Source organism: Massilia sp. CT11-137 (assembly GCF_047302885.1).
Classification (GTDB): domain Bacteria; phylum Pseudomonadota; class Gammaproteobacteria; order Burkholderiales; family Burkholderiaceae_D; genus Telluria; species Telluria orientalis.
Genome location: NZ_JBKYMP010000002.1, coordinates 2,765,003 through 2,779,726 on the forward strand (window position 1 = coordinate 2,765,003; position 14,724 = coordinate 2,779,726).

Below are 14,724 nucleotides of genomic sequence, written 5' to 3' on the forward strand. Positions count from 1 at the left end.
CATGCCGTTCTTCGCCTACAAGGGCCGCAACGCGCGCGGCGAATTGATGCAGGGGGTGCTCGAAGGCGCCGACAGCAGCGCCATCGCCGACCAGTTGTTCGGCACCGGCGTCACGCCGCTCGACATCACCCCGACCACCCGCAAGGCGACCACGCCGGGCAACGCCGCCGGCGCGAACGACAGCGTGTGGGAGCGCCTGACGCGCAAGAAGGTCACGTCGATCGACGTGCAGCTGTTCAGCCGCCAGATCTACACGCTGCTGAAATCCGGCGTGCCGATCATGCGCGGTCTGGCGGGGTTGCAGGAATCGGCGACGAATAAAAGCTTCGCGCGCGTGATCCAGGACCTGCGCGAATCGCTGGACGCGGGCCGCGAACTGTCGACCGCGATGCGCCGCCACACGGAATGCTTCACGCCGTTCTACCTCTCGATGGTGCGCGTGGGCGAGATGACGGGACGCCTGGAAGAAGTCTTCCTGCGCCTGTTCGACCACCTGGAATTCGACCGCGACATGCGCGACCGCGTGAAGACGGCGATGCGCTATCCCACGTTCGTCATCATCGCGATGATCGCGGCGATGGTCGTGGTGAACGTGTTCGTGATCCCGCAGTTCGAAAAGGTCTTCCAGAGCTTCCACGCCGAGCTGCCGCTGATGACGCGCATCCTGATCGCGACGTCGCGCTTCACCGTCGAGTACTGGCCCGTGATGCTCGGCGCCGCCCTGGCGGCCTTCTTCGGTGTGCGGGCGTGGACGCGGACCGTGTCCGGCCGCCTGGCGTGGGACCGCTGGAAGCTGCGCTTCCCCGTCGCCGGCAAGATCATCCACAAGGCCACGATGGCCCGCTTCGCGCGCAGCTTCGCGCTGTCGATCCGCAGCGGCGTGCCGATCGTGCAAGCCCTGTCGGTCGTCGCGCAGACGGCCGACAATGCCTACCTGACCATGCGCCTGGACCAGATGCGCGACGGCGTCGAGCGGGGCGAAAGCATCCTGCGCACGGCGACCAACGCCCAGGTGTTCACGCCGATCGTGCTGCAGATGATCGCCGTGGGCGAGGAATCCGGCTCGCTCGACGACCTGATGGACGAGATCGCGCAGATGTACGAACGCGAGGTCGACTACGAACTCAAGACGCTGTCCAGCCAGATCGAGCCGATCCTGATCACCTTCCTCGGTGCGATGGTGCTCGTGCTGGCGCTGGGCATCTTCCTGCCGATCTGGGACCTGGGTAAGGCAGCCCTGCATCATTGACGAGGCATCCATGATACGTGTGAAGACAACCCGCGGTTTCACCCTGTACGAATTCGCGATCGTCGCCGCCATCACGGCGGCACTTTCCACGGTGCTGCTGCACCGCCTGGACGGCTACCGCCGCGCGGCCGAGGACGCGGCGGCGCGCCAGACCGTGGCCGCGCTGCGCACGGCACTGCAGGTCGAGGCGGCCCGCCATCCCGATACGCTCGCGGCGCTGGCCGGACAGAATCCGATGCGCCTGCTGGCCCGTCCGCCGGCGGATTATCTTGGCGAATTCGCACTATCCGGGCAGGGTAGTGTGGCACGAAACGGGTGGGTGTTTGACCCACGCGACAAAACCCTTGTCTATCTCACCTCGGAACGAGAAAGATTTGCTTCGGGCAAATCGAAATTGCCCACGTTCAAGGTAGAATTCACTCATACACCTGCTGACGCGGGGGAACAAATGATGAGCCTTGCATTGAATGAAATCGATACGCAAGGCGGTCGTTAATCAAAACCCATGCGGCCGGGAACGCCGCACCTACATCGGAGAGAGCATGAAAGTAAGTATCAAGAACAATGCGCAGGGCGGCTTCACCTTGATCGAATTGATCGTCGTGATCGTTATTCTGGGCATTCTGGCTGCGACGGCACTGCCGAAGTTTGCCAGCCTCGGTGGCGATGCGCGCATGGCCAGCCTGAATGCTGCCAAAGGTGCGCTGAGTGCCACTGCGGCGATGGCACGTGGCAAGTTCCTGGTGGATCCGTCGGTCGCCAAAGCCCTGAAGCTGACGGTCGAAGGCACGGAAATGACCCTGCTTGCCAATGGCTATCCGCAGGCGGACAAGGCCACTGCAGAAGCCGCTGGCCTGAAGGACGGTACGGACTATACCGTCTACACGGCCACCGTGACTGGCGGCCCGACGGTTCCGGCTAGCTCGATTGCTCTCGTGCCGAACAGCCTGGTCGGGACGACGAATGCGGGTAATTGCTTCGTCACCTATACCGTGACGTCGACGACCGCACCGGTTGTGCAGTTGGCGAGCACGGCAACGGCAGCAAACTGCAACTGATCCACTTCGCTTGGATCGATCGGGACCGCACGCGGTCCCGATTGTCGTTTACAGACCGAATGCAGCGTATAGACCACACCCCATTAGTAGTTCCGCACGGAAAACCAAATATATTCTCCCAGAGTAAAAATTTGGTATCGGAATTTCCTACCGCTTGAATATAATCAAGCCTCTATCGCACTTATCTCGACCAAGTCACGGATAACCATCGCCACGCATGGGTTTTTTCAGTAAAGCACAGAACAATGCAGCCTGGCTGGCCATGGTGCCGCAGCGCGACGGGATCGCGGCGGCCAGCGTGCGCCGTGGCGCGGGCGATGGCGCGAAGCCGGCCGTGACGCATGCCGTCTTCTTTCTCGGCGCCCCGTCCGCGGACAGCCTCGACAAGGCCGCGAAGGAGATGCACAGCGCGAGCTACCGCTGCACGACGGTGCTGGCTGGGGGCGACTACCAGTTCATGTCGGTCGAATCGCCGAACGTGCCGCGCGAGGAACTGAAAAGCGCCATGCGCTGGCGCCTCAAGGACATCCTCGATTTCCCCGTCGACGACGCCACGTTCGACGTCCTCGACGTCCCGCTCGATCCGAACGCCGTCGTGCGCCCGCAGCAGAGCGTGTTCGCGATCGCGGCGCGCAACAGCATCGTGTCCGCGCGCCAGAAGATGTTCAACGCGGCCAAGGTGAAACTGCGCGCGATCGACATTCCCGAGATGGCACAGCGTAACGTGTCCGCGCTGCTGGAGCAGGACGGCCGCGGCATCGCGCTGCTGTCGTTCGGCGAGGACGGCGGCCTGCTGACCGTGTCGTGGCGCGGCGAGCTGTATCTGTCGCGCCGTATCGACGTCACGCTGGCCCTGCTGCTCGACGACGACCACGACCGCAAGCACCAGGCCTTCGACAAGATCACGCTCGAACTGCAGCGCTCCCTCGACAACTTCGAGCGCCAGTTCTCGTTCATCAGCGTGGCCAAGCTCGTGCTGGCGCCGACCGGCGCCGCGGGCCTCGACGAATACCTGTCGGGCAACCTGTACACGCGCGTCGAGACGCTCGACCTGGCCGACGTGCTCGACCTCGAACGCGTGCCGGACCTGGCCGACCCGGGCCGCCAGCAGCGCTTCTTCGTGCCCATCGGCGCCGCGCTGCGCGAGGAGGAGGGCGCGGCATGAGCCAGCAGATCAACCTGTTCAATCCCGCGTTCCAGCCGCAGAAGAAGATCTTCTCCGTCAATGCGATGGCCGGCGCGCTCGGCGTGCTGGTGCTGCTCGTCGTCGGCACGGGCGTGTACGCCAAGGTGCGCGTCGCGCAGCTGGAAGCGAGGGTCGCGCGCGGCGAGGAGCAGGTGCAGGCCGCGCAGAAGCGCCTGGAAGCCGCCACCGCCGAATTCGCACCGCGCACGAAGGACGGCCGCCTCGAAGCGGATGTGGCCGCGGCCCAGGCCGAGCACGATGCGCTGCGGCGCGTGGCCGACGTCATCCAGCGCGGTGACCTGGGCAATACCGAAGGCTATGCCGAATACTTCCGCGCGCTGGCGCGGCAAAGCGTCGACGGCCTGTGGCTGACGGGCGTGACCATCACCGGCGCCGGCACGGAGATCGGCGTGCGCGGGCGCGCGCTCGACCCCGCCCTCGTGCCGGGCTACCTCGCGCGCCTGCGCAATGAACGCGTCCTGCAGGGCAAGCCGGTGGGCAGCATGCAGATCGGCCAGGCGGCCACCGTCAAGGTGCGCGATGCCGACGGCAAGGAGTCCGACGCGCCCGCGCCGTACGTCGAATTCAGCCTGCAGTCGGCGGCCGCCGGTGCGGCCTCGACGCCGGCCACCGGAGGCCAGCCATGAAGCGCCGCTGGCTCCAGTTCGCGGCGCGCGTGGAAGCGCTGCAGCCGCGCGAACGCATCATGGCGTTCGCCGCCGCCGTCGTCGTGCTCGTGTTCCTCGCGAATACGTTCGTGTTTGCGCCGATGTCGCGCAAGGAAGCGGCGCTGCGCTCGACGCTGCAGCAGCAGACCATCACCATCGGCGGCATCGCGGCCGACATCGAGGGCAAGGCGCGCGCCTACGGCAACGATCCGAACGAGGCGCTGCGCAAGCATCTGGGCGAATTGCGGGCCGAGACGGCGCGCACCAGCGACGAGCTGCGCACGATGCAGAAAGGCCTCGTGCCGCCGGAACGCATCGCGCCGCTGCTGGAAGCGATCCTGCGCGCGAACGGGCGCCTGAAGCTCGTGTCGCTGAAGACGCTGCCCGTGTCGACGCTGACCGACGGCGCGGCGCCGGCACCGGCGGCCGTGCCGGCAGCGGCTCCGGCCGCACCGGCGCCGCCGCCCGCCGTGAAATCGCCCGACCTACTGTACCGGCACGGCGTCGAACTGACGGTGCGCGGCAGCTATCTCGACATGGTCGACTACATGCAGGCGCTGGAAACGCTGCCCACCCAGCTGTTCTGGGGCAAGGCGCAGCTGGATGCGGAAGCGTACCCGAACGTGCGCCTGACCCTGACGCTGTACACCCTGAGCCTGGACCCGAAATGGATGAAGCTGTGATTCCGACGACGATGAAGCCGGCCCTGCGCGCCGCATTCCTTGCGCTGCTGCTGGCGGGCGGCGCCCACGCGCAGCCGCTGCAGGACCCGACGAAACCGCCCGCGGCGGCGACGCCGGTCGCGCTGGGTCCGCAGGCCATGAGCAGCGGCCCGCAGCTGCAATCGATCCTGATCGGGCGCGCGGCGGGCGGGCGCCACGTGGCCGTCATCGACGGCGAGACGGTGCGCCTGGGCGAGAGCTTCCGCGGCGCGAAGGTCGTGCGCATCCGCGAGAACGAGGTGGAACTGGTGCGCGGCGGCGAACGCCAGGTGCTGCGCCTGTACGCCGAAGCCGAAGGCGGCATCAAGGGCGACCACGCCGCCACGGTCACCGTGCGGCGCTGACAGAGGATGAGGATGAACGACAAGCGTATTCCGATGCGTTCCATGGCGACGGGCGCCGCCGCGCTGTTGACGCTCATTGCGCTGGGCGGCTGCCAGACGACGCCCAGCGTGACGACCTACGACAACATCAAGGGCGAGGTGGCGAGCGGCGCGAGCAAGCGCCCGGCCGCCGCGCCGACGGTCGACGCGGCCGTCGCCGACGCGCTGCTGCCGCCGGCCGCCGCGCTGGCGACGCAACTGCCGAAGGCGCGGCCCGCGCTGGAGGAGCGTTTCAACGTCTCCTTCAACAACGTGCCGGCGCAGCAGTTCTTCCGCTCGATCGTCGCTGGCACGCGCTACAACATCCTCGTGCATCCGGACGTTGCCGGCACCATCACGGCGAACCTGAAGGACGTGACCTTGCCGGAGACGCTCGACGCGATCCGCGAGATGTACGGCTACGACTACCGGATCGACGGCACGCGCATCTCGATCAAGCCGCTGACAATGCAGACCAAGATGTTCCATGTGAACTACCTGGTCGGCAAGCGCTCAGGGACGTCGAGCACGCGCGTGACGTCGACGTCGGTCGCGAACGCGGTCAACAACCAGAACGGCAACGGCTACGGCAACAACGGCAGCAACCAGGGCCAGAACCAGAACGGCAACAACGGTAACAACCAGAACAACAACGGCAACAACCCGAACGGGCAGAACGGCGGGCAGATGGACAGCACGGACGTCGCCACGACGTCCGCCAACGATTTCTGGGGCGACCTGAAACTGGCCATCGAGGCCATCGTGGGATCGAAGGAGGGCGGCCGCAGCGTCGTCGTCAGCCCGCAGTCGGGCGTGCTCGTGATCCGCGCGATGCCGGACGAGCTGCGCAACGTCGACGCTTATTTGAAGGCCACGCAACTCGCCGTCGACCGCCAGGTGATCCTGGAAGCGAAGATCCTCGAAGTGGAGCTGAACGACAGCTACCAGAGCGGCGTCAACTGGGCGTCGTTCGCGTCGATCAAGAGCGGCCACGACAACCGCGTCTCGGGCGGCATGATCGCGCCGGGCGCCACGCTCACACCGCTGCCGTTCGGCGGCGGCCAGCCTGCGGTGATCACGGATCCGAGCACCGGCCTGTCGGCCAGCAGCGGCTTCTCGCTGTCGAATGCGGCGGGTGCGGCCGGCTCGATGTTCGGCCTGGCCGTGCAGACCGCGAACTTCGCGGCGCTGATCTCGTTCCTCGAAACGCAGGGCACCGTGCACGTGCTGTCGAGCCCCCGCGTGGCGGCCGTCAACAACCAGAAGGCCGTGCTGAAGATCGGTACCGACGAGTTCTACGTCACCGGCGTGCAGACGACCACGAACTCCACGACGACCGGCAACACGGTGTCGCCGAGCGTCACGCTGCAGCCGTTCTTCTCCGGCGTCGTCCTCGACGTCACGCCGCAGATCGACGAGAAGGGCAACATCCTGCTGCACGTGCACCCGTCCGTGAGCCAGGTCTCGACGATCAACAAGTCCGTCAACCTGGGCACGGCCGGCAGCCTGAACCTGCCGCTCGCGGCATCGGCGACGTCGGAACTGGACAGCATCGTGCGCGGCCAGAACGGCCAGGTCGTCGCCATCGGCGGCTTGATGCGCCAGTCGTCGACGGCGGACGATTCGCAGCTGCCTGGGACCGGCAGGGTGCCGGTGCTGTCGGCGCTGTTCGGCGCGAAGAAGCGCGTGAACCAGAAGCGCGAACTCGTCGTGCTGATCAAGCCGACCATCGTCGAAGGCATCAACAACTGGAACGACGACCTGCTCGACACGAACCGCCGCATCGAGCAGCTCGACCCGCGCACCCGGGGGAGCCGCTGAATGTACACGGCCCACTTCGGCCTGCGCGAACTGCCGTTCGGGATCACGCCGGACACCAGCTTCTTCTTCGGCGCCCCGCATTCGCAGGAAGCCCTGAACACGCTGCTCGTCGCGGCGCGCGGCGGCGAGGGCTTCATCAAGATCACGGGCGAAGTCGGCACCGGCAAGACCCTGTTGTGCCGCAAGTTCATGGCGACGTTGGGCCCGGAATTCGTCACGGCGTACATCCCGAATCCGTACCTCGAGCCGCGTACGCTGATGCTGGCGCTCGCGGACGAGCTGGAAGTCGGCTACGACAAGGACGCCGACCAGCACCAGGTCCTGAAAGCCATCACGCACCGGCTGCTGCATCTGGCGGGCGGGGACAAGCGCGTGCTGCTGTGCCTCGACGAGGCGCAGGCGATGCCCGTCGAGACGCTCGAGGCGCTGCGCCTGCTGACGAACCTGGAGACGGAAAAGCGCAAGCTGCTGCAGATCGTCCTGTTCGGCCAGCCGGAGCTGAACCGCAAGCTGGAGCTGCAATCGATCCGTCAGCTCGCCCAGCGCATCACGTTCCACTATCATCTCGGTCCGTTGAGCCGCGACGACCTCGATTACTATGTGGCGCACCGCCTGCGCGTCGCCGGGTATGATGGGGCGCGCCTGTTCTCGCGCGGTGCGGTGGCCCGCCTGTACGCCGCCAGCGGCGGCGTGCCGCGCCTCGTCAACATCCTCGCGCACAAGGCCATGATGCTGTGCTACGGCCAGGGACGCCAGCAGGTCGCGCGCGCGCACGTGAACCTGGCCGCACGCGACACGCTCGCGACGCGCAGGCGCCGCGTGTGGCCCTGGGCCGCATCCGCCGCCGCGCTGGCCGCCGCGGGCGCGGGCCTGGTCTGGGCGCTGAGCCATTGACGGGAGCCGGAATGAGCCTGATTAACAAGATGCTGCAAGACCTGGACGCGCGCGGCACGCCCAAGGACGGCGAACTGCCGGGCCAGGTGAAGCCGGTGGCGCGCGGGCCGTACCGGCCGAACCGGCGCGCGATCGCGGCTGCCGTCGGCGGTGCGCTCGCCGCAAGCGCACTCGGCTGGCTGGCCTTGTCCCAACTGCACCGCACGCCGGCGCCGGCACCGGCCGCGCCGGCGCCCGTCGCTGCCGTCCGCGTGGCGCCGGTGGTCACGGGTCCCGTGCAGGCTTCTCCGGTCGTGGCCGTGCCGGTGCAGGCGCCCGCCGCGCCGGCGGCGACGCCGCCCGCCGTGGAAAAGACCGTAGACGCGCCGGCAACGAAGCACATGACGCGGGCGGAGCGCCGCGCGGAACGCAAGCGCCTCGCGGAAGAAAAAGCCGCGGCGCGCAAGGCGGAGCAGGCGGCGCGGACGCCGTTCGTGCGCGCGCAGGACGTGGCGCCGATGGAGCCGGACAGCGCGGAAGCGCGCGAGGCGCGTCGCGCCATGGCGCAGGCGCTGGCCGCAAGGGGCAAGTCCCCGAAGAAGACGTCCGCCGCGATGGTGGCCGCCGCGCGCGCGGCCGCGCACGACGACGCGCCGCCGAGGGGCAAACGCAACGTCCAGGGCCGCCACGAGACGGGCGCCCAGCGCGCGGAAGGCGAATACCGGCGCGCGCTGGCGAGCCTGCAGGAAGGCCGCATGATCGAGACCGTCGCGGCGCTCGAGCAGGCGCTGAAATACGAACCGACGCACGAAGCGGCGCGCCAGACCCTGGTCGGCCTGCTGATCGAGGCGAACCGCAACGACGAGGCGATGCGCCAGCTGCAGCTGGGCCTCACCCTGGACCCGCGCCAGCCCGCGATGGCGATGCTGCTGGCGCGCTTGCAGATCGAGCGTGGCGGCAACGGCATCGACACCCTGATGCGCACCTTGCCGTACGCGGGCAACGACGCCGACTACCACGCCTTCCTGGCGGCCGCGCTGGCACGCCAGCAGCGTCACCGCGAGGCGGCCGAGCAGTATCACCAGGCCGTGCGCGCGGTGCCGTCGAACGGCGTGTGGTGGATGGGCCTCGGCATCTCGCTGCAGGCCGAGAAACGCAACGGCGAGGCGCTCGACGCGTTCCAGCGGGCGCGCGCCGGCGGCGGGTTGTCGCAGGAATTGCAGGGGTTCGTGGAGCGCCGCATCCAGCAGCTCGCCCATTGACATCGCGTGGGCAAGGGGTGCCACCCTCCGGAATTCGTCGACGGCCGTAGGGTGGGCACCCTGTGCCCACCATCGCATGCCGTCGACGGCCGTAGGGTGGGCACCCTGTGCCCACCATCGCATGCGTCACACCTTCGCGAGGCGCTCCAGGGCCACGCTCAGCGTCTCGTCCCTTTTCGCAAAGCAGAACCGCACGATGCGGGACTCCGTCGGCTTGCTGTAAAAGGCCGACACCGGAATCGCGGCCACCTTGATCTCGCGCGTGAGCCACTGCGCGAATTCCGATTCGCCCAGGTCCGAAATCCCGTCGTAGCGCACGCACTGGAAGTACGTGCCGTCCGCCGGCAGCAGCGTGAACCGCGTGCGCGCCAGCCCCGCGCGGAACAGGTCGCGCTTGCGCTGGTAGAACGCGGGCAGGTCGCGCCACGGCGCCGGGTCGCGCATGAAGGCGGCCAGGCCGGCCTGCATCGGCGTGTTCACGCTGAAGACATTGTACTGGTGGACCTTGCGGAATTCCGCCATCAAAGGCGCCGGCGCGGCCACGTAGCCCACCTTCCAGCCCGTCACGTGGTACGTCTTGCCGAAGCTCGACACGACGAACGCGCGCTCCGCCAGCATGGGATGGCGGCTCACCGACGCGTGCGGCTGGCCGTCGTAGACCATGTGCTCGTACACCTCGTCCGACAGGATCAGGATATCGGTCCCTTCGACGATGGCGGCCAGCGCATCGAGGTCGGCCTGGCGCAGGATCGTGCCCGTGGGGTTGTGCGGCGTGTTCACGACGATCATTCGGGTCCTGGGCGTGACGGCCGCCGCGACGGCGTCCCACGGCACGCTGTAGCCGCCGGCGTCCACGCGCATCGCGACGGGCACCGGCACGCCGCCGGCCAGGGTGATCGACGGCTGGTAGCTGTCGTAGCACGGCTCGATGACGATGACTTCGTCGCCCGGATGCACGGCGCACAGGATCGCCGTGATGATGCCTTGCGTGGCGCCGGCCGTGACCGTGATCTCGGCGCTGGCATCGTAGGCGTGGCCGTACAGTGCGGCCAGCTTGGCCGCGATGGCCTCGCGCAGCACGGGCAGGCCGGTCATCGGCGCGTACTGGTTGTGACCCGCGCGCATGGCGGCATCGACCGCGTCCAGCAGGCGCGGATCGCAGTCGAAGTCGGGGAAGCCCTGGCCCAGGTTGACGGCGCCGTGCTCGCCCGCGAGCGCGGACATCAGGGTGAACACGGTGGTGCCGACGGCCGGCAGGCGCGATTGCAGGACGGGTGTGGTCATGGTGCGTACGGGTTGGATGGGGCTGCCGGGGCCTCGGTCTTGACCCAGGCGTCGGGCGTCATGATGCGGAAGAGGTTCTCGCGCGCGGCGCGGCGGGCCAGTTTCAGCAACGCCTTGTCCTTCGTGACGAGGACGGCGGCATCGGCGTCGCGCGCGATCTCGAGGAATTTCTGGTCGTCGCGGTCCGTGCAGACGGGCAGGCGCAGCGCGCGCGACGTCGGCGCCACGACCTCGATCAGGGCGTCGAAGGCGGCCTCCGCCTGCGGCCGGGTGCTGTCGTCGAGCGGCAGGTGCGAATAATGCAGCACGATCCGGTATTCGTCGCGGCAATCGGCGCGGGTGACGGCGCGCACCTTGCCGGATTCGAGGGCGGCGAGCAGGGGCGCCCAGCGCGGGTCGCGGAAAACGAACAGGTCGAGGCAGACGTTGGTGTCGATGACGATGGGTTTCGCTGAAGCAGGTATCATGTCAGCAATTTTACCCGCTGTACGTGTTTTATAACTAAATGCTGATCGTTCTCTCGCCCGCCAAGTCCCTCGACCTCGAATCGCCACCCACCACGCAGGAGCGCTCGACGCCCCGCTTCATCGACGATGCCGCCGAATTGATCCGCGTTCTCAAGCCGAAATCGCCGGCCGAGATCGGCGCGCTGATGGCGATCTCGGACCAGCTGTCGGTGCTCAACGTGACCCGTTACGCCGACTGGCATCCGGACCACGCCGCCGCGCGCCAGGCCATCATGTCGTTCGACGGCGACGTCTATACGGGCCTGGCTGCGCGCACGCTCGGCAAGCAGGCGCTCGGCTATGTGCGCGACCGCGTGCGCATCCTGTCGGGCCTGTACGGCGTGCTGCGACCGCTGGACGCCATGCATCCGTACCGCCTGGAGATGGGCACGCGCCTCGCGAACCCGCGCGGCAAGGACTTGTATGCCTTCTGGGGCGAGCGCGTGACGGCCGCGCTGAACGCGGACCTGAAGGACGCGGGATCGTCCGTCCTCGTCAATCTCGCCTCGGAAGAGTACTTCAAGTCCGTCAAGCCGAAGCTGCTGGACGTGCCCGTGGTCACGCCCGTGTTCGAAGACTGGAAGAACGGCAAGTACAAGATCATCTCGTTCTTCGCCAAGCGGGCGCGCGGGATGATGGCGCGCCATGCGGCCGAGCAGGGCATCACGGACGTCGAGCGCCTGAAGGACTTCGACGTGGACGGGTATGCGTACGACGAGGCCGTGTCGACGGACAAATCCTGGGTGTTCCGCCGGCGCATCGAAGGCTGACGACGTCGAAAAATTCGGGGTCAGAGCACTTTTTTGCGCAAGGTCCACGAAGCAAGTTCTGCGCGTGGCGCCGGGCGCGAACGTCCATGGAGGGCGTGCACGCGCGCAGAGCGTTGCCAGAGCAACTGGTCGCCGGACATTGATCGGAAATGTGCTCTGACCCCGAATTTTGGGTCAGGGGCGCGAAAAAAAGCCCGCTTCCGCGGGCACTGTTGTTACTGCACGGCGTCTTTCGGCGCCGGCTTCGGGCCGGCCTTGGCCCAGAACTTCCACCACGGCGCGTCGCCCGAACCCTTGCCGCCCATGAAGCGGCTGTTCGGGTAGTTCATGGTGAAGATGCGCTGCGTGTCGTCGCGCAGGTCGAACATGCCCAGCTTGTCGTAGGCGCGAATCATGATGAACAGTGCTTCCTCGCGCGCCGGGGCTTCGCTGAACTGGGTCACGGCGCCCTGGGCGCGGTTCAGCGCGGCCAGGTAGGCGCCGCGGCGGTAGTAGTAGTTCGCCACGTGCACTTCGTACTGCGCCATCGCATTGATCAGGTAGTTCATGCGGGCGACCGAATCCGGCGCGTATTTGCTGTTCGGGAACTTGTCGACGAGTTCCTTGAACGCGGCAAACGCTTCGCGCGTCGCCTTCGGGTCGCGCTCGGTCGGGTCCTGGGCGTAGATGAAGCTGAGGAAGCCGATCTGGTCGTTGAAATTGATCAGGCCGCGCAGGTAGTACATATAGTCGACCTGCGGGTGGTTCGGGTGCAGCTTGATGAAGCGCTCGACGGCCGCCAGCGCCTCGGCCTGGTCCTGCGCCTTGTAGTGCGCATAGGCGATTTCCATCTGCGCCTGGGCGGCGTAGGTGCCGAACGGATAGTTGGATTCGAGGCGTTCGAACAGCTTGATCGCGGCTTCGTAGTGGCCGCCCGCCATTTCCTCCTGCGCGTCAGCGTATAATTTCGATGCTGACACGTTCTTGTTTTCGTCGGATCTTTCCGGTAACAAACCGCAAGCTGACAAACTGAGCAGAACGCTAGTCACGACTATTACAGACAATTTTTTTTGCATAAGCTCTTAGTGCAAGAAAGTTTTACCGAGATTCAACGAACGGCTGATTATAGCCGATGGGACTGACGTGATATTAACTGCTGCGCCGAATTCGGCGGAAAACCTTTTCGACCCCGACCTGGATGAGGACCTCGACGCCGAGCTCGATGCCGGCACCGGTGGCCCTGATTACGCCCCGATCACCCTGGAGCTGGTCCCCGAACACTGCGGCCAGCGGTTGGACAAGGTCGTGGCCGGGTTGGTGCCCCAGTTCTCGCGCAGCCGCCTGCAGCAATGGTTCGACGAAGGCCACATCACCGTCGACGGCAAGCCGGCGAAGGGCAAGAGCACGGCCTATGGCGACGAGACGGTCACCGTCGTGCCGCAGCCGGCGCCCGAGGACACGGCCTACACGCCGGAACCGATGGCGCTGAACATCGTCCACGAGGACGACGCCATCATCGTCATCAACAAGCCTGCCGGCCTCGTCGTGCATCCGGGCTCGGGCAACTGGTCGGGCACCCTGCTTAACGGGCTGCTGCATCACTGCCCGCAACTGGTGTCCGTGCCGCGTGCCGGCATCGTGCACCGCCTCGACAAGGACACGAGTGGCCTGATGGTCGTCGGCAAGACGCTGGAGGCGCAGACGGACCTCGTGCGCCAGTTGCAGGCGCGCACGGTGAAACGCGAATATTTCGCGCTCGTGTGGGGCACGCCGCGCGCCTCCGGCACCATCGACTCCCCCATCAGCCGCGACGCGAAGGACCGGGTCAAGATGGCCGTGTCGAACAGCCCGTCGGCGAAGCCGGCCATCACGCACTACGAACTGCTGGAGACGGGCGAGCTCGACCGTCGCCCGGTCAGCCTCGTGCAGTGCCGCCTGGAGACGGGCCGCACGCACCAGATCCGCGTGCACATGCAGTCGCTGGGCTACAGCCTCGTCGGCGACACCGTGTACGGCAAGCAGCACCTGCGTTCGTTCTTCCACCGCCAGGCGCTGCAGGCGCGCCGCCTGGGCCTCACGCACCCGGCCACCGGCGAGCACATGGAATGGGTCGTGCCGCTGGCCGACGATTTCGCGGAACTTCTGGAACAGGCCGGGATCGAAGAACCGGAAGCGATCTGATGGTGGAATCCGATCTGCAGGACGCCGATCTGATCCACCCCGCGACCCAGTGGCCCGATCTGCCTGACGCGTTCGGTGCCTTGGCCACGACGCGGCGCGGTGGCGTCAGCATGGGCCCGTACGGCGATGGGCGGGACGGTGGCGGCCTGAACCTGGGCCGGCACGTGAACGACGATCCGGAGGCCGTGCAGGCCAACCGGATGCGTCTGCGCGCGCGCCTACCGGGCCCGCCCGCGTGGATCGCGCAGGTGCACGGCCCCGACGTCGTCGACGCGGCGACCGTCCAGCCGGGCGGTCCCGTGCTGACGGGCGACGCGAGCATCGCGACGGTGCCGGGCGTCGTCTGCGCCATCCTCACGGCCGACTGCCTGCCCGTGCTGTTCGCGGACCTGGGCGGCAAGGTCGCGGGCGCCGCGCATGCGGGCTGGCGTGGGCTGGCCGGCGGCGTGCTTGGTCAGACGGTCGCGGCCATGCGCGCGGCCGGTGCGGGCGAGGTCACGGCCTGGCTGGGGCCGGCGATCGGCAGGGATGCGTTCGAAGTGGGCAGCGACGTGCTGGCCGCCTTCGAGGCCGCGTTGCCGGGGCAGGTGGCCGATGCTTTCCGGCCGTATGCGGGGCGTCCGGGCAAGTATCTGGCGGACATGTATTTGTTGGCGCGTCGCATGCTGGCCCGCGACGGGATCACGCGCGTCCATGGCGGCGACCGCTGCACGGCGACCGAGACCGACTGGTTTTATTCGTATCGCCGCGACGGCGTGACTGGCCGGCAGGCCAGCCTCATCTGGTTGAAATAAGGGCGGGCC

At 67.3% G+C, this 14,724-nt stretch carries 16 protein-coding genes; 13 read left to right on the forward strand and 3 right to left on the reverse strand.

The window, feature by feature from the left end; translation table 11 throughout:
• Position 1: 1 nt before the first annotated feature.
• From ACEN98_RS29260 to ACEN98_RS29305, 10 genes are all read left to right on the forward strand, one after another.
• Positions 2-1,249: a type II secretion system F family protein gene (locus ACEN98_RS29260; RefSeq protein WP_413388344.1), complete on the forward strand. Its 1,248-nt coding sequence runs from the start codon at positions 2-4 to the stop codon at positions 1,247-1,249.
• 10 nt (positions 1,250-1,259) lie between these two features.
• Positions 1,260-1,745 (forward strand): hypothetical protein, encoded by a 486-nt coding sequence (locus ACEN98_RS29265; RefSeq protein ID WP_413388345.1) that lies wholly within the window; start codon positions 1,260-1,262, stop codon positions 1,743-1,745.
• Positions 1,746-1,791: 46 nt separating this feature from the next.
• Entirely contained in the window at positions 1,792-2,307 is a 516-nt protein-coding gene (locus tag ACEN98_RS29270) for a type II secretion system protein (RefSeq protein WP_413388346.1), read from the forward strand.
• A gap of 217 nt (positions 2,308-2,524) precedes the next feature.
• Positions 2,525-3,472, forward strand: coding sequence for a type IV pilus biogenesis protein PilM (pilM, locus tag ACEN98_RS29275; protein ID WP_413388347.1), 948 nt, complete (start codon positions 2,525-2,527; stop codon positions 3,470-3,472).
• Positions 3,469-4,140: a hypothetical protein gene (locus tag ACEN98_RS29280; protein ID WP_413388348.1), complete on the forward strand. Its 672-nt coding sequence runs from the start codon at positions 3,469-3,471 to the stop codon at positions 4,138-4,140. The genes pilM and ACEN98_RS29280 overlap by 4 nt, the downstream gene beginning before the upstream one ends.
• Positions 4,137-4,844 (forward strand): hypothetical protein, encoded by a 708-nt coding sequence (locus ACEN98_RS29285; protein WP_413388349.1) that lies wholly within the window; start codon positions 4,137-4,139, stop codon positions 4,842-4,844. Before ACEN98_RS29280 ends, ACEN98_RS29285 begins: the two co-directional genes overlap by 4 nt.
• Entirely contained in the window at positions 4,829-5,227 is a 399-nt protein-coding gene (locus ACEN98_RS29290; RefSeq protein WP_413388350.1) for a hypothetical protein, read from the forward strand. Before ACEN98_RS29285 ends, ACEN98_RS29290 begins: the two co-directional genes overlap by 16 nt.
• A 12-nt stretch (positions 5,228-5,239) precedes the next feature.
• The gene (gene mshL / locus ACEN98_RS29295) at positions 5,240-7,066 is read left to right on the forward strand and encodes a pilus (MSHA type) biogenesis protein MshL (protein WP_413388351.1); all 1,827 of its coding nucleotides are present in this window, start codon (positions 5,240-5,242) and stop codon (positions 7,064-7,066) included.
• Positions 7,067-7,960: an ExeA family protein gene (locus tag ACEN98_RS29300; RefSeq protein ID WP_413388352.1), complete on the forward strand. Its 894-nt coding sequence runs from the start codon at positions 7,067-7,069 to the stop codon at positions 7,958-7,960. It begins immediately after the preceding gene.
• Between the two features lie 11 nt (positions 7,961-7,971).
• A complete protein-coding gene (locus ACEN98_RS29305; protein ID WP_413388353.1) occupies positions 7,972-9,201 on the forward strand; it encodes a tetratricopeptide repeat protein in 1,230 nt (409 codons plus the stop codon).
• Positions 9,202-9,327: 126 nt separating this feature from the next.
• On the opposite strand, the gene ACEN98_RS29310 is transcribed toward ACEN98_RS29305, so the two are convergent.
• Both ACEN98_RS29310 and ACEN98_RS29315 read right to left on the reverse strand, forming a co-directional pair.
• Complete coding sequence (locus tag ACEN98_RS29310; protein WP_413388354.1) at positions 9,328-10,485, reverse strand: pyridoxal phosphate-dependent aminotransferase; 1,158 nt, start codon at positions 10,483-10,485, stop codon at positions 9,328-9,330.
• Positions 10,482-10,952 carry a putative toxin-antitoxin system toxin component, PIN family gene (locus tag ACEN98_RS29315; protein WP_413388355.1) on the reverse strand — a complete coding sequence of 157 codons (471 nt, stop codon included), beginning with the start codon at positions 10,950-10,952 and terminating at the stop codon, positions 10,482-10,484. The genes ACEN98_RS29310 and ACEN98_RS29315 overlap by 4 nt, the downstream gene beginning before the upstream one ends.
• A 38-nt stretch (positions 10,953-10,990) precedes the next feature.
• Between ACEN98_RS29315 and yaaA the strand changes: the two genes are divergently transcribed.
• Positions 10,991-11,761, forward strand: a complete 771-nt coding sequence (gene yaaA / locus ACEN98_RS29320) for a peroxide stress protein YaaA (protein WP_413388356.1) — start codon at positions 10,991-10,993, stop codon at positions 11,759-11,761.
• Between the two features lie 215 nt (positions 11,762-11,976).
• Here yaaA and ACEN98_RS29325 read toward each other — a convergent pair whose 3' ends face one another.
• Positions 11,977-12,816: an outer membrane protein assembly factor BamD gene (locus ACEN98_RS29325; protein ID WP_413343494.1), complete on the reverse strand. Its 840-nt coding sequence runs from the start codon at positions 12,814-12,816 to the stop codon at positions 11,977-11,979.
• 67 nt (positions 12,817-12,883) lie between these two features.
• On the opposite strand from ACEN98_RS29325, the gene ACEN98_RS29330 reads away from it, so the two are divergent.
• Both ACEN98_RS29330 and pgeF read left to right on the forward strand, forming a co-directional pair.
• Complete coding sequence (locus ACEN98_RS29330) at positions 12,884-13,921, forward strand: RluA family pseudouridine synthase (RefSeq protein ID WP_413388357.1); 1,038 nt, start codon at positions 12,884-12,886, stop codon at positions 13,919-13,921.
• The gene (pgeF, locus tag ACEN98_RS29335) at positions 13,921-14,715 is read left to right on the forward strand and encodes a peptidoglycan editing factor PgeF (RefSeq protein WP_413388358.1); all 795 of its coding nucleotides are present in this window, start codon (positions 13,921-13,923) and stop codon (positions 14,713-14,715) included. Before ACEN98_RS29330 ends, pgeF begins: the two co-directional genes overlap by 1 nt.
• Positions 14,716-14,724: the final 9 nt, after the last annotated feature.